The sequence below is a fragment of the Streptomyces sp. NPDC025784 genome (assembly GCF_055558435.1).
Map to the genome: position 1 here is coordinate 171,914 of NZ_JBVHMN010000008.1, position 16,979 is coordinate 188,892.

The 16,979-nt window shown below is 70.2% G+C and carries 12 protein-coding genes and 1 pseudogene; 4 read left to right on the top strand and 9 right to left on the bottom strand.

Features of this window, described 5'->3' with window-relative positions:
• Positions 1–81: 81 nt before the first annotated feature.
• A complete protein-coding gene (locus ACZ4IF_RS19850; RefSeq protein WP_467564520.1) occupies positions 82–2,250 on the top strand; it encodes an ATP-binding protein in 2,169 nt (722 codons plus the stop codon).
• 30 nt (positions 2,251–2,280) lie between these two features.
• Here the strand turns inward: ACZ4IF_RS19850 and rpsD are convergent, their stop codons facing one another.
• From rpsD to ACZ4IF_RS19865, 3 genes are all read right to left on the bottom strand, one after another.
• Positions 2,281–2,895 (bottom strand): 30S ribosomal protein S4, encoded by a 615-nt coding sequence (rpsD, locus tag ACZ4IF_RS19855; protein ID WP_028803708.1) that lies wholly within the window; start codon positions 2,893–2,895, stop codon positions 2,281–2,283.
• 364 nt (positions 2,896–3,259) lie between these two features.
• On the bottom strand, positions 3,260–4,615 hold the full coding sequence (locus tag ACZ4IF_RS19860; protein ID WP_345647361.1) for a replication-associated recombination protein A: 1,356 nt from the start codon (positions 4,613–4,615) through the stop codon (positions 3,260–3,262).
• 66 nt (positions 4,616–4,681) lie between these two features.
• Positions 4,682–5,317 (bottom strand): vitamin K epoxide reductase family protein, encoded by a 636-nt coding sequence (locus tag ACZ4IF_RS19865; protein ID WP_467564523.1) that lies wholly within the window; start codon positions 5,315–5,317, stop codon positions 4,682–4,684.
• A gap of 139 nt (positions 5,318–5,456) precedes the next feature.
• Between ACZ4IF_RS19865 and ACZ4IF_RS19870 the strand changes: the two are divergent.
• Positions 5,457–5,938 (top strand): annotated as a pseudogene (locus ACZ4IF_RS19870) (ATP-binding cassette domain-containing protein); the annotation flags it as partial.
• Between the two features lie 248 nt (positions 5,939–6,186).
• Here ACZ4IF_RS19870 and hisS read toward each other — a convergent pair.
• Both hisS and ACZ4IF_RS19880 read right to left on the bottom strand, forming a co-directional pair.
• Positions 6,187–7,449: a histidine--tRNA ligase gene (gene hisS, locus ACZ4IF_RS19875; RefSeq protein ID WP_467564525.1), complete on the bottom strand. Its 1,263-nt coding sequence runs from the start codon at positions 7,447–7,449 to the stop codon at positions 6,187–6,189.
• Between the two features lie 13 nt (positions 7,450–7,462).
• On the bottom strand, positions 7,463–8,170 hold the full coding sequence (locus ACZ4IF_RS19880; protein WP_359502444.1) for an MBL fold metallo-hydrolase: 708 nt from the start codon (positions 8,168–8,170) through the stop codon (positions 7,463–7,465).
• Between the two features lie 180 nt (positions 8,171–8,350).
• Between ACZ4IF_RS19880 and ACZ4IF_RS19885 the strand changes: the two genes are divergently transcribed.
• Entirely contained in the window at positions 8,351–9,199 is an 849-nt protein-coding gene (locus tag ACZ4IF_RS19885; RefSeq protein ID WP_467564527.1) for a peptidylprolyl isomerase, read from the top strand.
• A gap of 135 nt (positions 9,200–9,334) precedes the next feature.
• Positions 9,335–10,564, top strand: coding sequence for a DUF349 domain-containing protein (locus ACZ4IF_RS19890; protein WP_359502448.1), 1,230 nt, complete (start codon positions 9,335–9,337; stop codon positions 10,562–10,564).
• 79 nt (positions 10,565–10,643) lie between these two features.
• Here ACZ4IF_RS19890 and ACZ4IF_RS19895 read toward each other — a convergent pair whose 3' ends face one another.
• From ACZ4IF_RS19895 to secD, 4 genes are all read right to left on the bottom strand, one after another.
• On the bottom strand, positions 10,644–13,199 hold the full coding sequence (locus ACZ4IF_RS19895) for a RelA/SpoT family protein (RefSeq protein ID WP_467564530.1): 2,556 nt from the start codon (positions 13,197–13,199) through the stop codon (positions 10,644–10,646).
• A 253-nt stretch (positions 13,200–13,452) separates the two neighbouring features.
• The gene (locus tag ACZ4IF_RS19900) at positions 13,453–13,992 is read right to left on the bottom strand and encodes an adenine phosphoribosyltransferase (RefSeq protein ID WP_467564532.1); all 540 of its coding nucleotides are present in this window, start codon (positions 13,990–13,992) and stop codon (positions 13,453–13,455) included.
• Positions 13,989–15,104 (bottom strand): protein translocase subunit SecF, encoded by a 1,116-nt coding sequence (gene secF, locus ACZ4IF_RS19905; RefSeq protein ID WP_467564534.1) that lies wholly within the window; start codon positions 15,102–15,104, stop codon positions 13,989–13,991. Before secF ends, ACZ4IF_RS19900 begins: the two co-directional genes overlap by 4 nt.
• Before the next feature lies 1 nt (position 15,105).
• Entirely contained in the window at positions 15,106–16,863 is a 1,758-nt protein-coding gene (gene secD / locus ACZ4IF_RS19910; RefSeq protein ID WP_467564536.1) for a protein translocase subunit SecD, read from the bottom strand.
• Between the last annotated feature and the right edge of the window lie 116 nt (positions 16,864–16,979).

Sequence of the window (16,979 nt, forward strand, 5' to 3'; positions counted from 1 at the left end):
TACCGCATTACCGCCCGCCCCGTGCGGAGTTGCGGGAAGTGATTGTACGGAACGCTTACGGATCAGTACTCTCCGTGTCCCATGCAGCGCTCTCACCGTCCTCGGGGCGCCGGTGGTCCGGTGCCCGGCAATCTGCCCCTGGAACTCGACGCGTTCGTGGGGCGCTCGGCCGAACTGGCCGGGCTGGCCGGGGCCCTGGGTGTAGCGCGGCTGGTGACCGTCACCGGCATGGGAGGCGTCGGCAAGTCGAGACTGGCGGCGCGTGCCGCGGCCCGGGCCGAGTGGCGCGACGGGGTGTGGCGCGTGGACCTCTCCGCGATCCGCGACCCGGGCCTCGTCGAGTACGCGGTCGTCGAGGGCCTCGGCCTGACGGACCAGACATCACGACCGCCGCGCGAGACGCTCCTCGACCACCTCGCCGACCGTCAACTCCTCCTGGTTCTCGATGGGTTCGAGCATCTGGTGGAGGCGAGCGCCTCGCTGGTGGGCGGGCTGCTGCGCGGGGCGCCGGCACTACGGGTACTGGCCGTGGGGCGCAGACCGCTGGGTGTCGCGGGCGAGCGGCTGTTCCCGCTGGCGCCGCTGCCCGGGCCCGACGCCGCCGAGCTGTTCGCGGACCGGGCAGCGGCCCGGCTGCCCGGCTTCGCGGTGCACGACGGCAACCGGTCGGAGGTGGCGGAGCTGTGCCGGCGCCTCGACGGGATCCCGCTCGCCGTCGAACTGGCGGCGGGACGTCTGAACGCCCTCTCCCCCGCACAGCTGCTCTCCCGGCTGGAGGACCGCTTCCGGCTGCTGACCGGGGGTGCGCGCGACGCCGCGGCGCGGCACCGGACGCTGCGCACGGCGATCGGCTGGAGCCACGAGCTGTGCACGCCCGAGGAGCGGCTGCTGTGGTCACGGCTGTCGGTGTTCGCCGGGCAGTTCGACCTGGAGGCCGCGGAGTACGTGTGCAGTGGCGAGGGACTGGCCGCCGACTCCGTCCTCGACGTGCTGGGAGAGCTGCTCGCGCAGTCCGTGCTGTCGCGCGAGGAGACGGTGGCGGGTGTGCGCTACCGCATGCTGGAGACGGTCCGGGCGTACGGGGCGGACTGGCTGGAGGCGACGGGCGACGCCGACCGGCTCCGCCGCCGCCATCGCGACTGGTACATGGGCCTGGCCACCTGGTGCGAGCTGGACTGGTTCTCCCCCCGGCAGGGCGAGGTCGCCGCGCGCGTCGAGTCGGAGCTGCCGAATCTGCGCCGCGCCCTGGAGCACTGTCTGACCGAGCCGGGCGACGCGCATCTGGGCCAGTATCTGGCGGGCACCCTGTGGTTCTACTGGGTCGGCTGCGGGCGGCTCTCGGAGGGCCGGCACTGGCTCGAGCGCAGCGTGGACCTGGACGGCGACCGCGACCGGTCGCGGCTGAAGGCGCTGTGGGTGCTCGGCTACATCGCGGTCCTCCAGGGCGACACGGTGCCCGCGCTGTCCGCGCTCCAGGAGTGCCGGGAGGAGGCGGAGCGCACCGGGAACGCCACGGCGGTGGCCTACGCAGAGCATCGCACCGGCTGTCTGGCCCTGGTGACGGACGACATGGCGCGCGCGGAGACCCTGCTGCGCTCGGCGCTGGACAGGTATCACGAGATCGGCGAGCTGAACAGCAATGTGCTGATGGGACAGGTCGAACTCGCGATGACGCTGGCCTTCCAGGGTGATCTGCCGGGCGCGGTGAGGCTGTGCGAGGACGTCCGGCGGGTCTGCGAGGACCATGGGGAGCGCTGGGCCCTGGCCTATGCGCTGTTCGTCCTCGCGTACCAGTCGCTGGCCGAGGGCGACGCGGCGCGGACCCGGCAGCTGCTGCGGGAGTGCCTGGCCATCGCGCACACGTTCCACGATCTGCTCGGCACCGTCCTCGCGGTGGAGGTGCTCGCCCTGGTCACGGCGGTGGAGGGCGATCCGGCCGAGGCGGCGGTGCTCCAGGGGGCGGCGTCGCGGATGTGGCCGTCGGTGGGTCTGCCGCTCTTCGGCTCGACGTACTACAACGCGCCGCACGAGCGGTGCGAGGCGCTGGCCCGGCAGCACCTGGGGGACGCGCGGTACGCGGAGTACGTCCGGGAGGGTGCGCTGCTCGGGCGGGAGGCGGCGGTGGTCCGCGCGCTGGGCCGGACGGGGCCGCCGCCGCTCGGTGCGGTCCCGTCGCCGCCCCGGCTGCCCCCGGACATGCGCGAGCCCGCCGTCTCGCCCACCTCCAAGGGCGGGGAGACGACGGGCTGACGCGCAGGTGGTGCTACGTCCGCAGGTGGATCAGCGGGCGTAGTACTCGACGACGAGCTGCTCGTCGCAGATCACCGGGATCTCCTTGCGGTTCGGCTCACGGTCCAGGCGGAAGGCCAGGGCGCGGAGGTTCACCTGGAGGTAGCGCGGGGTCTCGCCGTCGGGGGCGAAGCCACCCTCACGCGCGACCTGGAACAGCGGCTTCTCGCGGCTGCGCTCGCGGACCATCACGACGTCGTCGGGACGGACACGGAACGAGGGCTTGTCGACCTTCTGGCCGTTGACCTCGATGTGGCCGTGGACGACCATCTGGCGGGCCTGGTAGATCGTGCGGGCGATGCCCGAACGCAGGACCAGCGCGTCGAGACGGCGCTCGAGCTCGATGACCAGAGCCTCACCGGTCTTGCCCTGAGTCTTGGCGGCACGCTCGTAGGCGCGGACGAGCTGGCGCTCGGACACGTCGTACTGCGCGCGCAGACGCTGCTTCTCGAGCAGACGGACCTTGTAGTCCGAGTTCTGCTTGCGGCCGCGGCCGTGCTCACCCGGCGGGTAGGGACGGGCCTCGAAGTACTTGACGGCCTTCGGGGTCAGCGCGATGCCGAGGGCACGCGACTTCTTGACCTTGGGGCGGGACTGGTTCGCCATGAACCAAACACCTCATGTTTCTGATCTGAATACGGCTTCACCAGGGTTAGGGGAGGTCGCATCCGCAGCCTGGGAAACCCTGCGGGTCCTTGCGGACCTGCCGGGCAGCCGCTCCCTGGTCTGGGCACATACGTGCAGCACGCGAGTGGCCCACCGACCGTCCCGGTGACCGGGTGGTGGTGGGCTGCCCGCGACACCTTCGACGGTGCGCGACGCTCCTGGAATCCCCCCGTGAAGGCGGGGGCTCCGGCTTGATGTCCCGTTCTGGTGGTGCCGACCGGAGTCGGACACGGGACGCAGCGCTGCGGGTCATCCTACAGGGGGTTCCGGGCCCCTCTCGACCGGCGGGTGCGCCGGGCCGGTGTCAGGGTCTGCCCCGCCCGAGATGCTTGCGGGTCCACTCCACCGCGTCCGCGTACCGCGCCTCGGCGCCGTGCCGGGTCGGGGTGTAGTACTCGCGGTCCTTGAGCTCCTCCGGCGCGTACTGCTGAGCCGCGATGCCTTCGGGCAGGTCGTGCGGATACACGTAACCCTGGGCGTGGCCCAGCTTGGCCGCGCCCTTGTAGTGGCCGTCGCGCAGGTGCGGCGGCACCGGGCCCGCGTGCCCCTTGCGCACGTCCTCCATCGCGGCGCCGATCGCTGTGGTCGCGGAGTTGGACTTGGGGGCCAGGGCGAGGGCGATGGTGGCGTGGCTGAGGGTGAGCGCGGCCTCGGGGAAGCCGATCATGGCGACCGCCTGGGCGGCGGCGACGGCTATGGGCAGCGCGTTCGGGTCGGCGAGGCCGATGTCCTCGCTGGCGGAGATCATCAGGCGCCGGGCGATGAAGCGGGGGTCCTCACCGGCCTCGATCATCCGGGCCAGGTAGTGCAGCGCCGCGTCGACGTCGGAGCCGCGGATGGATTTGATCAGGGCGCTCGCCACGTCGTAGTGCTGGTCGCCGTCGCGGTCGTACTTCACGGCGGCGCGGTCGACGGTCTCCTCCAAGGTCTGGAGACCGATCTCCGTCTCGCCCTTGTCGAGCGCCGCGCCCGCGGCGGCCTCCAGGGCGGTCAGGGCGCGGCGGGCGTCACCGCCGGCGATCCGCAGCAGGTGGTCCTCGGTGTCCTCGGGGAGGGTGACCGTCTCCTTGAGGCCACGCTCGTCGGCGAGGGCGCGGCGCAGCAGGCCGCGCAGGTCGTCGTCGGTGAGGGGTTCGAGGGTGAGGAGCAGGGAGCGGGAGAGCAGGGGGGAGATCACCGAGAAGTACGGGTTCTCGGTGGTGGCGGCGATCAGCGTGACCCAGCGGTTCTCCACGGCCGGGAGCAGGGAGTCCTGCTGCGCCTTGCTGAAGCGGTGGATCTCGTCGAGGAAGAGGACGGTCTCCTTGCCGAAGCCGCCGGTGGCGCGGCGTGCCCCGTCGATGACGGCGCGTACCTCCTTCACGCCCGCGGTGATCGCCGACAGCTCCACGAAGCGCTTGTTCGTGGCCTTGGACACGACGTACGCGAGGGTGGTCTTGCCGGTGCCGGGCGGACCCCAGAGGATCACCGAGGAGGGACCGGCCGGCCCGCCGTTCCCCTCGCCGACGAGTCTGCGCAGGGGGGAGCCCGGCTTCAGCAGGTGCTGCTGGCCCACGACTTCGTCGAGGGTGCGCGGGCGCATCCGGACGGCCAGGGGGCTGCTGGACGGGTCCTTCTCCTGGCGTTCTTCGGCTGCGGCGGTGAACAGGTCGGGCTCCACGGGGAAAACCCTATGTCACGCCACTGACAATGCCGTCAGGCCCGGGTCTCGGGGACCGGGGCGGGGTCAGCTGGTCCAGAAGTCCCACCAGCGGGTCAGGATCAGCATGCCGATGATGCCGACGTGCAGCGTCGGCAGGACCCAGGTGAACTCGTCGAGGAAGCTCTTCAGCCAGCGGGGGGCGGGCAGGAAGTCGTTGCGTACGTTGGACGAGGTCACGTACCAGAACATGATGATCGTGGCGACCCAGGCGAGGCTGCACCACAGGCAGAGCGAGTTGATGCGGTAGAGCGACTGGAACTGCAGCCAGGTGCAGAATCCGACGCCGAAGAGCGTGCCGGCGTTGAAGGTCAGCCAGTACCAGCGCGGGAAGGTCGCGCGGGCCAGCAGGCTCATGCCGACGCAGATGACGATGCCGTAGGCCACCAGTCCGAGCATCGGGTTGGGGAAGCCGAAGGCGGAGGCCTGGTCGCTCTTCATGATGTTGCCGCAGGAGACCACCGGGTTCAGGCTGCACCCGGGCACGAAGTTCGGGTTCTCCAGCAGTTTGAACTTGTCGATCGTGATGACCCAGGCGGCGAGCAGCCCGGCGGCTCCGGTGATCACCAGCATCAGGGCGAACGCGCGGCTGCCGCCCGCCGTGCGGGGGGCGACGCTGTCTTCCCGGCCGGTCGAGACGTCCTTCACTGTCGTCTTGCTCATCACGCCGTTTCCGTAGTTTGAAGGGGGCCTGCGGGCACGGTCATTGTGCCGCACCCTCCCCCGTGTCCACCGTTCGCTGGACATAAGGAGGTACGCGCGGAGGTCCCGGAACGTTCGGTTCGGGGGGAGGCTCGTCGGCATGACGGCACACGCGAAGCAACTCGCGGTGGACGTACGAAGGCTGCGCGAGCGGTACGGGGACGTGCCCGCCGTCGACGGCATCGATCTCGGCATACGGCAGGGCGAGGTGTCCGGCCTGCTCGGGCCGAACGGCGCCGACACGAGCACCACGGTGGAGATCCTCCAGGGCAACCGCGGGCGGGACGCGGGCGAGGTGCCGGCGCTCCTTCGGACCCCTCGACGGGCACGCGCGCGTGGCGCTCGCGGGCCGGGATCGTCCGGCAGGACGAATCGGCGCCCGCCGAGTTGACGGTGCGCGAATCAATGCGGCATTTCACCCGATATCGACCGAATATCCGTGATCCGGAGGAGATCATCGTGCTGGTCGGCCTCCCGACGAAGGCCGCCAGCCGGATCACGTCACTCCCGGGCAGCCGGCGCAGGCGGCTCGACGTCCCTCCCACGGGGTGCTCCTGCCCGAGTCGGCGAGGGTCCTGGAACAGGCGGGTGACCGGGAGTTCGGGCGGATCGCAGACCGGGAGCGCTCGTTCCGGCTCCGGGACGTCCACCCCGCGCTGCCGCCCGGCACGAGTCCGCGCTCGACGTGACCGGGACGGCGCGACCGCTGCCCGCAGGTCCCGAGGCCGTCGTCCCGCGCTCCCGCCGGCTCCCGAACGCCGGAGGGGCCGGTGCTCGGCCCCTCCGGCGTTCCCGGAGCGGGGTCCGGGGCCGGGGCCCCGGGTGGCGGTTCAGCCCAGCCGGGACGTCAGCTCGGCGACCAGGTCGTCGAGGCCCACCGCGACCTGCTCGCCGGACTCCATGTCCTTGAGCTGCACGACACCCTCGGCGAGATCGCGCTCACCGGCCACGACCGTGTAACGGGCCCCGGACCGGTTGGCGTTCTTCATCGCGCCCTTCAGCCCCTTGCCGCCGTACGAGAAGTCGGCGGCGACGCCACTCCTGCGCAGCTCCGTCACCTTGGCGAAGAGCGCCCGGCGGGCCTCCTCGCCGAGCGGCACCGCGAACACACTGGTCGACGCGGGGAGTTCGAGCGAGACGCCCTCGGCCTCCAGGGCGAGGACCGTGCGGTCGACGCCCAGCGCCCAGCCCACCGACGGCAGCGCGGGACCGCCGATCATCTCGGAGAGACCGTCGTAACGCCCGCCTCCGCCGACCGCGGACTGGGAGCCCAGGCCGTCGTGGACGAACTCGAAGGTCGTCCGGGTGTAGTAGTCGAGCCCGCGCACCAGCTTCGGGTCGTCCTCGAAGGAGACGCCCGCGGCGGTGATCAGCTCGCGCACCTCCTCGTGGTACGCCTTGCACGCGTCGCACAGGTAGTCCCGCAGCAGCGGCGCGCCGACCAGCTGCTTCTGCACGTCGTCCCGCTTGTCGTCGAGGACGCGCAGCGGGTTGATCTCCGCGCGGCGCAGGGTGTCCTCGTCCAGGTCGAGGCCGCGCAGGAAGTCCTGCAGGGCCGCCCGGTACACGGGGCGGCACTCCTTGTCGCCGAGCGAGTTCAGCAGGATCCGGAAGTTGCGCAGTCCGAGCGACCGGTAGGCCTGGTCCGCCAGGATGATGAGCTCGGCGTCCAGAGCCGGGTCCTCGGCACCGATCGCCTCGGCACCGACCTGCGAGAAGTGCCTGTAACGGCCCTTCTGCGGGCGCTCGTAGCGGTAGTAGGAGCCCGAGTACCAGAGCTTGACGGGGAGGTTGCCCGCCTTGTGCAGGTTCGCCTCCAGCGCCGCGCGCAGTACGGAGGCGGTGCCCTCCGGACGCAGGGCCAGCCGGTCGCCGCCCTTGGTCTCGAAGGCGTACATCTCCTTGGTCACGATGTCGGTGGACTCGCCGACGCCGCGCGCGAACAGTTCGACGTTCTCGAAGCCGGGCGTCTCGATGTAGCCGTAGCCGGAGTTGCGCAGCGGTGCGGCGATGGCCTCGCGGACGGCCAGATACGTCGCGGACTCCGGCGGGATCAGGTCGTACGTGCCCTTGGGGGCCTTGAAGGTGCTCACGGAAAGTCTCTCGTCACATTCCTCGTCGGGGAGCGTCCACGCTCCCTTGGCCGGCGGCCACCTGCCGCAGATACGGATTGGTGGCGCGCTCCTGGCCGATGGTCGTCTGGGGGCCGTGGCCGGACAGCACCACGGTCGAGTCGTCGAGCGGCAGGCACACACGGGCCAGCGAGTCGAGCATGTCGGCCATGTCGCCGCCGGGCAGGTCGGTGCGTCCGATGGAGCCGGCGAAGAGCAGATCCCCGGAGAAGAACACGGACGGGATGTCCGCGGCCTCCGGCATCCGGAACGTCACCGACCCCTTGGTATGGCCGGGCGCGTGCGCGACGGAGAGGTCGAGGCCCGCCAGCTCCAGCCGCGCGCCGTCGGAGAGCTCCTTGACGTCGTCGGGCTCCCCCACGGTCAGCTCGCCCATCAGCGGCATGCCGATGGAACGGCCGAGCGCCTTCTCCGGGTCGCTCATCATGTACCGGTCCTCGGGGTGGATCCAGGCCGGTACGTCGTGCGCTCCGCAGACCGGGACGACCGAGGCGACGTGGTCGATGTGGCCATGGGTCAGGATGACCGCGACGGGCTTGAGCCGATGTTTCTTGAGTGCGTCCTCGACTCCCTGGGCGGCCTGATGGCCCGGGTCGATGATCACGCACTCCTCACCCGCGGCGGGGGCGACCAGGTAACAGTTGGTCCCCCAGGCCCCGGCGGGGAACCCGGCAATGAGCACGATCGTCCTTCGTGGTGGCGTACGCGCTGGTGTCGTACGGGGTGGGCGGCTGTGGTCAGAGCCTACCGGCGCTGCCGATTCCTCAGCGAACCCATATACGGTACGGGGCACACGCAGGCGGTCGGCTCACAAGACGCACGCGTCCCACTTGACGTACGAGACGCATGAGGAGAAAACCCGGTGGTCAGCCAGGAACAGCGGCGGCGTCAGCTCGCCCGGGAGAAGTTCTTGCGACAGCAGCAGCGGCGTACGGCCGCACGGCGCAAGACGCACACGCGCAACGCGATCGTCGCCTCGGTGCTCGGCGTGGTCGTGGTGGGCAGTGTCGTGTCGTACGCGACCGGGGTCTTCAAGAACGACGACAAGAAGGCCAACGCGGGCGCGGAGGTGACGCCGACCCCCTCGGCGACGAGCAAGGCGCCCGACCCGTGCGAGAAGGCCGCGGAGGGCAAGGTGAAGCAGCTGAGCTGGAAGAAGGAGCCGGGGCTCACCATCGACAAGTCCGCGGACTACACGATGAAGATGGCGACGACCTGCGGTGACATAGACATCGCGCTGAAGGCCTCGGCGGCCCCGCACACGGTCAACTCGTTCGACTTCCTCGCCGGCAAGGGCTACTTCGACCACACCAAGTGCCACCGGCTCACCACCGACGGCATCTACGTGCTCCAGTGCGGCGATCCGCAGGGCACCGGCGCCGGCGGTCCCGGGTACACCATCCCGGACGAGAACCTGAAGGACAAAAGCCTGAAGGGCAACGTGTATCCGGCGGGCACCGTCGCGATGGCCAACCAGTACAACCCCCAGACGCAGAAGGGCCGCAACACCGGTGGCAGCCAGTTCTTCCTGGTCTACCAGGACAGTCAGCTGTCGCCCGACTACACACCGTTCGGCACGGTGTCCGAGGCGGGGATGAAGGTCCTCAAGAAGATCGCCGCCGCCGGTGCGCAGCCCGCCGATCCTCAGACCGGCAACACCGCACCGAACGCGACCGTGGTGATCGACAAGGCGACCATCACCAAATCCTGACCGTCAACAGGGGAACTTCGGTCGCGCGGGATGCGGACAGGCAACCCGCTGGTCGCCTATGTTGGCGGTGACGAAACTGTGGACGATGCCAGGGGGCTACGACGCCCCTCGCAGGCATCATGTGGAGGAGGCGCTGTGAGCAGCGACCCGTGGGGCCGCGTCGACGAGACGGGGACCGTGTACGTGCGTACGGCCGACGGCGAGCAGGTCGTCGGTTCCTGGCAGGCCGGCTCCCCCGAGGAGGCGTTGGCCTACTTCGAGCGCAAGTACGAGGGCCTGGTTGTCGAGATCGGCCTCCTCGAGAAGCGAGTGAAGACCACCGACCTGTCGGCGAAGGACGCCCAGACCGCCATCGATCACATCCGCGAGCAGGTGGACGCCCACCACGCGGTCGGTGATCTGGACGCGCTGCGCGGACGGCTGGACAAGCTCGTCGAGACGGTCGAGTCGCGCCGCGAGGAGCGCAAGGCCCAGCGGGCCAAACAGTCCGACGAGGCGCGGCACGCCAAAGAGGCGCTGGTCGTCGAGGCCGAGGAGCTCGCGCAGAGCGACCAGTGGCGGGCGGCCGGCGAACGGCTGCGCGCGCTGGTGGACACCTGGAAGGGCCTGCCGCGGCTCGACCGCAAGTCGGACGACGAGCTGTGGCACCGCTTCTCGCACGCGCGCTCGGCGTTCTCCAAGCGCCGCAAGGCGCACTTCGCGTCGCTGGACGCGCAGCGCGAGGAGGCCCGCAAGACCAAGGAGAAGCTGGTCGCCGAGGCCGAGGCGCTGTCCGGTTCGACGGACTGGGGTCCGACGGCCGCCCGCTACCGCGAGCTGATGGCGGACTGGAAGGCCGCGGGCCGGGCGCAGCGCGAGCACGAGGACGACCTGTGGAACCGCTTCCGCGGCGCCCAGGACGTGTTCTTCGCGGCCCGCAGCTCCGTCTTCGCCGAGCGCGACGCGGAGCAGTCGGAGAACCTGAAGCTCAAGGAGGAGCTGGCCGAGGAGGCCGAGAAGCTCGTCCCGGTGACCGACCTGAAGGCGGCCCGCGCCGCCTTCCGCTCGATCAACGAGCGCTGGGAGGCCATCGGTCACGTGCCGCGCGACGCCCGCCCGAAGGTCGAGGGCCGGATGCACGCGGTGGAGCGGGCTCTCCAGGAGTCCGAGGAGGCCGAGTGGCGCCGGACCAACCCGGAGGCACGCGCGCGTGCCGAGGGTCTGACCGGACAGCTCCAGGCCGCCGTGGACAAGCTGCAGGGCCAGATCGAGGCGGCGCGCTCCGCGGGCAACACCGCGAAGGCCGACAAGCTCCAGAAGGAGCTCGACGGCCGTCAGGCGCTGCTCGACCAGGCCCTGAAGGGTCTGCAGGAGTTCGGCGGCTGACCCATCGGCGACACGAGAGGGGCTCCCGTACGGTGCGTACGGGAGCCCCTCTCGTGTGCCGTCCGGGCGCGGCCCGCCGTTACGGCCTGCGGGCCGAGGTCACGCGGTAGACGTCGTACACGCCCTCGACGCCCCTGACCGCCTTCAGGACGTGCCCCAGGTGCTTGGGGTCGCCCATCTCGAAGGTGAAGCGCGAGGTGGCGACCCGGTCGCGGGACGTCTGCACGGCCGCGGACAGGATGTTCACGTGCTGGTCCGACAGGACACGTGTGACGTCCGACAGGAGCCGCGAGCGGTCCAGGGCCTCGACCTGTATGGCCACCAGGAAGACCGAGGACTGCGTGGGCGCCCACTCGACGTCGAGGATGCGCTCCGGCTCACGGGACAGCGAGTCGACGTTGACGCAGTCGCTGCGGTGCACCGAGACGCCGCTGCCGCGCGTGACGAACCCGATGATCGGGTCGCCCGGCACCGGCGTACAACAGCGGGCGAGCTTGACCCACACGTCCTCGACGCCCTTGACGACCACACCCGGATCGGCGTTGGAGCGGCGCTTGCGGCCACGTCCGCGAGCCGGCGGAACGGCCTCGTCGATCTCCTCGGTGGCCGCCTCCTCGCCGCCGAGTGCCTGCACCAGCTTCTGCACGACGCTCTGCGCGGTGACGTGGCCCTCGCCGATCGCCGCGTACAGGGACGAGATGTCCGGGTAGCGCATCTCGTGCGCGAGGGTGACCAGGGAGTCGCCGGTGAGGATGCGCTGGATCGGCAGGTTCTGCTTGCGCATCGCACGGGCGATGGCGTCCTTGCCGTGCTCGATCGCCTCGTCGCGGCGCTCCTTGGAGAACCAGGCGCGGATCTTGTTGCGCGCGCGCGGCGACTTCACGAAGCCAAGCCAGTCGCGGGAGGGGCCCGCGCCGGTGGCCTTGGAGGTGAACACCTCCACCAAGTCGCCGTTGTCCAGGGTGGATTCGAGCGGGACCAGGCGTCCGTTGACGCGTGCGCCTATCGTCCGGTGGCCGACCTCCGTGTGGACCGCGTACGCGAAGTCGACCGGTGTGGCACCTGCCGGAAGCGCTATGACGTCGCCCTTGGGGGTGAAGACGAACACCTCGTTGCGGGACAGGTCGAAGCGCAGGGACTCCAGGAACTCGCTCGGGTCCTCCGTCTCCTTCTGCCAGTCGAGCAACTGGCGCAGCCACGCCATGTCGTTGACCGTGTCCTGGCCGGCGCTGCCCTTCGCGGCCCGGGGCACGTCGGTGCGGATCTTGGAGGTGCCGGCGACGGTCTCCTGCTTGTACTTCCAGTGCGCGGCGATGCCGTACTCGGCGCGGCGGTGCATGTCGAAGGTGCGGATCTGCAGTTCGACCGGCTTGCCGTTGGGGCCGATCACCGTCGTGTGCAGCGACTGGTACATGTTGAACTTGGGCATCGCGATGTAGTCCTTGAACCGGCCGGGGACCGGGTTCCATCGCGCGTGCACGGTGCCGAGAGCGGCGTAGCAGTCCCGGACGGTGTCGACCAGGACGCGGATGCCCACCAGGTCGTAGATCTCCGCGAAGTCACGGCCGCGGACGATCATCTTCTGGTAGACGGAGTAGTAGTGCTTCGGGCGTCCGGTGACCGTCGCCTTGATCCGGGCCGCCCGCAGGTCGGACTGGACCTCGTCGGTCACTATGGCGAGGTACTCGTCGCGCTTGGGGGCGCGCTCGGCGACCAGGCGCACGATCTCGTCGTACATCTTGGGATAGAGGATCGCGAAGGCGAGGTCCTCCAGCTCCCACTTGATGGTGTTCATGCCCAGGCGGTGGGCGAGCGGCGCGTAGATCTCCAGGGTCTCGCGCGCCTTCTTCTCCTGCTTCTCGCGCTTGAGGTAGCGCATGGTGCGCATGTTGTGCAGGCGGTCGGCGAGCTTGATGACCAGGACGCGGGGGTCCTTGGCCATGGCGACGACCATCTTGCGTACGGTCTCGGCCTGCGCGGCCTCGCCGAACTTGACCTTGTCGAGCTTTGTGACGCCGTCGACGAGAAGGGCGACCTGGTCGCCGAAGTCGCGGCGCAGGGTGTCCAGGCCGTACTCGGTGTCCTCGACGGTGTCGTGCAGCAGGCCCGCCATCAGCGTCGCCGGGTCCATGCCGAGCTCGGCGAGGATGGTGGTCACGGCGAGCGGATGCGTGATGTACGGGTCGCCACTCTTGCGCTTCTGGCCGCGGTGCCAGCGCTCGGCGACCTGGTAGGCCTTCTCGATCTGCCGGAGGGTGGCCGTCTCGATCTTCGGGTCGTTGCTGCGCACTATCCGCAGCAGGGGCTCCAGAACCGGGTTGTACGGGTTGGAGCGCTGGACGCCGAGACGGGCGAGGCGGGCGCGTACGCGGTTGGAGGAACCGCCGCTGCGCGCGGGCTGGCCCGGCGCGGGGCGGACCGCCGACGTGCCGGAGGGGCGCTCGGGAGGGGCGGGCTTGGGACGTGGCTGCTCGGCCGTCTTGCGGTCGGGCGCCGCCTGGGCATGCTCGACCGGCCCGCCGGTGGTGTTCTTGGCGGGCCTGTCCGCGGGCGCCGAGGCACGCTCGGGCTTCGCGGACGGGGTGACTCCCAGGCGTTCGGCGCTGGGGGCGAGTGGCTGGGCCTCGTCTGGCAAGAGGGCTCCTCGTGCGCGTTCCGGGTCCCCCGGTCAGGCTCCGGAGATCCCATGGTAGCGATCCTGGGCGTCGGACTCGCTGTCGGCCGTTGGGACGGCCTCATACAGAAGCAACGCAAGAGGCGGGCGCCGGATTCCTCCGGGGCCCGCCTCCGCGGTGTCCTACGGGTGCCTCAGGGCTTTCCAGGGCCTTTCCCGGACCTTTCCCGGGGGTTTTCCCACGGGGCGGCCGGACTCGGCGTCCTGGCTCCGCTCACACCTTGAGGAGCGCCTCCAGCGGAGCTCCCTGGAGCGCCTGCTCCAGACGGCCCCGGCCGCCCAGGAAGCCGAGCTCCATCAGCACGGCGACACCCGCGGTCTCGGCGCCCGCCCGGCGGATCAGCCGGAGGGAGGCCTCGGCGGTGCCGCCGGTGGCCAGGACGTCGTCGACGACGAGCACACGGTCGCCCGCGCTCAGGTCCTCGGCGTGCACCTCGATCTCGGCGGAGCCGTACTCCAGGTCGTACGCCTGCGACAGCGTCGCACCGGGCAGCTTGCCCGCCTTGCGGACCGGGATGAAGCCGAGCCCGGCACGGATCGCGACCGGAGCACCGAGGATGAAGCCCCGGGCCTCCAGGCCGACGATCTTCGTCGCGCCGTTGCGCACGGCGATGTCGGCGAGGGCGTCGGTGAGTGCCCCGAAAGCGGCCGGGTCCGCCAGAAGCGGGGTGATGTCCTTGAACATCACACCCGGCTCCGGGTAGTCGGCCACATCGCGGATGCGGCTGAGCAACAGTTCCTCGATGCCCGTCATCGGCGCTTCCCCGAGGGACGGCCGCGGCCGCGGTTGCGGGACGCGGGCTGGTTGCGCGGGCCGACGACCGCCGGGGCGACGTCGTCCGGCTCGTCGTCCAGCGGCGCTCCGGCGGCCTGGGGCTCCAGGGACTCGCCCTTGGCGGCGGCCTGGGCCCGCTTGGCGAGGACCCGCTTGCGCAGGGCCTTCATCTGCGGCTCGCGCTCCTTGAGGTCGGCGACGAGCGGCGTGGCGATGAAGATCGACGAGTACGCACCGGCGGCGAGGCCGACGAACAGCGACAGCGAGATGTCGTTGAGCATGCCCGCGCCGAGGACACCGCCACCGATGAACAGCAGGCCCGCGACCGGGAGCAGCGCGACCACCGTGGTGTTGATCGACCGGACCAGAGTGCCGTTGATCGAGCGGTCGGCGATCTCGCTGTAGGTGAAGCGGGTCTGCTTGGTGATGTCCTTCGTCTGCTCCTTGAGGCTGTCGAAGACGACGACCGTGTCGTAGAGCGAGTAACCGAGGATCGTCAGCAGACCGATCACGGTGCCCGGGGTGACCTCGAAGCCCACCAGGGCGTAGATGCCGACCGTGATGGTGATGTCGTGGATCAGGGCGACCAGCGCGGCGACGGCCATGCGCCATTCGAAGGCGATGGCCAGGTAGATCACCACGAGGACCATGAAGATCGCCAGGCCCTGCCAGGCCTTGTTGGCGATCTGGTCACCCCAGCTGGGGCCGACCAGGTCGGCGTTGATCTTCTCGGCGTTGACGTTCAGGTCCTTGGCCAGCGTGTCCTTGATCTGGTCGGACTTGTCGGTGTCGATGCCGGCGATCTGGATGCGCAGACCGCCGTTGCCGAGCTTCTGGACGATCGCGTCGTGGCCGGAGGCCTCCTCGGCGAACGTCTCCGCCTGCGTGACCGAGACGCTGGTCTTCTCGGTGGTGAAGACGGCTCCGCCCTGGAACTCGATGCCCATGTTCAGGCCGCGCACCGTCAGGCCGAGGATGGCCGTGATGGTGATCAGGATCGAGATGCCGTACCAGATCTTGCGCTTGCCGACGAAGTCGTAGCCGATCTCGCCGCGGTGGAGCCGGGCGCCGAGGGTGCCGAGTTTCGACATCTCACGCCTCCTTCGTGTCGACGGGGGCGGACGCGCGACGGGTGCGGCGCAGCGGCGGCTGGGCGCCCAGTCGCTTCGGGTCGAGACCGGACCAGCTGTGGCCGCTCGCGAAGAACTTCCTGCGGGCGAGGATCGTCATCAGCGGCTTGGTGAAGAAGAAGACGACGACCACGTCGAGCAGGGTGGTCAGGCCGAGCGTGAACGCGAAGCCCTGGACCTTGCCGACCGTGACGATGAAGAGCACCGCGGCGGCGAGGAACGACACGAAGTCGGAGACCAGGATGGTGCGCCGCGCGCGCGGCCAGGCGCGCTCGACGGCGGGCCGCAGGGTGCGGCCCTCGCGGATCTCGTCACGGATACGTTCGAAGAACACGATGAACGAGTCCGCCGTGATACCGATCGCGACGATCGCACCGCAGACGGCCGGGAGGTTCAGCGCGAAGCCGATGGTCGGACCGAGCAGCGACATGATCACGTAGGTGAGGACCGCCGACACCAGCAGGGACGCGATCGCGATGAGCGACAGGCCCCGGTAGTAGACCACCAGGTAGATGACGACCAGGCCGAGGCCGATCGCACCGGCGATCAGGCCGGCGTGCAGCTGCTCACCACCGAGCGCGGCGGTCACGGTGGTGACGCTCGCCTCCTTGAAGGTGAGCGGCAGGGCGCCGTACTTCAGCATGTTGGCCAGGTCCTGGGCCTCGGTCTGGCTGAAGCTTCCGGAGATCTCCGCGTTGCCGCCGGTCAGCGCCTGGTTGACGTACGGGTCGGAGACGACCTCGCCGTCGAGCACGATGGCGAACTGGTTCTGCGGGGACTGGTTCTGGGCGAGCTTGCCGGTGATGCTGGCGAACTTCTTGGAGCCACCGGACGTGAAGTCCATGGTGACCTTCCAGCCCGCGGCGCTCTGCGTGTCGTAGACCGCGGCGGCCTTCTTGATGTCCGTGCCGGACACCTCGGCCGGGCCGAGGATGTACTTCTGCCACTGGCCCGACGAGTTCTGGCCGCAGGCCACGGTGGGGTCGGACGGCTTGACGCCGTCACCGGCCGTGGCGCGGACCGCCTTGTCGGTGCAGTCGAGGGCGGCGTACTGGGCCTGGAGCTTGGCCGTGCCCGGGTCCACGCTGCTGCTCGCCGACGGCGACGCGCTGGAGGAGGGCGACGTGCTCGCGGAGCCGCTCGCGGACGGCGTGGTGTCGGCCTTCAGGGCGTCGCTGACCGCGCGGCCCTGGGAGGTGGCACTGGCCGACGGCGTCGCGGAGCTCGACGACGTCGCCTTGTCCGTCGCCTTGTCGGTGGCCTTGTTCGACGAGCTGGTGCTCGGCGACGGGCTGGCCGACGCGTCGGTTCCGGAGACCTCGGTGGTCAGGACCGGACGGAAGTAGAGCTTTGCGGTGGTGCCGACCTGCTCCCGGGCCTGCTTGGAATTCGTGCCCTTGGGAATGTTGACGATGATGTTCCTGTCGCCCTGCGTCTGGACCTCCGCCTCGGACACGCCGAGACCATTGACACGGCGGTTCATGATGTCGACCGCTGTGTCCATGTTGGTCTTGTTGATCGCGTTGGGCTGACCGGGCTCGTTCTTCGCCTCGAGCGTGATGCTGGTGCCGCCGGCGAGGTCGATGCCGAGACGCGGGGTGGGGTGCCCGGAGAGGAACATCCCCCCGGTGAGCGCCGCGATGGCGATCAGGATGAGGGCCAGCGAGCGCCCCGGCCTGCTCTGGGCGCTCGCGCTCCGGCCCTTCTTCGGTGCTGCCACCTTCTCGTACTCCCTCTCGGGCCACCGTGCGCCGGGTCAGCGCGCGGGCGGCCATGACATGGTGTCGGGACTCCGTGCGAGAACAGCACGTCCCGGGTGCGCGGGGCGCGAGCGGG

What these genes read in the sequence shown, in the direction of transcription:
- ACZ4IF_RS19850 (WP_467564520.1), top strand. Translation starts at nt 82, where the DNA reads ATGCAGCGCTCTCACCGTCCTCGGGGCGCCGGTGGTCCGGTGCCCGGC.
- rpsD (WP_028803708.1), bottom strand. Translation starts at nt 2,895, where the DNA reads ATGGCGAACCAGTCCCGCCCCAAGGTCAAGAAGTCGCGTGCCCTCGGC.
- ACZ4IF_RS19865 (WP_467564523.1), bottom strand. Translation starts at nt 5,317, where the DNA reads ATGAGCAAGACGACAGTGAAGGACGTCTCGACCGGCCGGGAAGACAGC.
- ACZ4IF_RS19900 (WP_467564532.1), bottom strand. Translation starts at nt 13,992, where the DNA reads ATGACGGGCATCGAGGAACTGTTGCTCAGCCGCATCCGCGATGTGGCC.
- secF (WP_467564534.1), bottom strand. Translation starts at nt 15,104, where the DNA reads ATGTCGAAACTCGGCACCCTCGGCGCCCGGCTCCACCGCGGCGAGATC.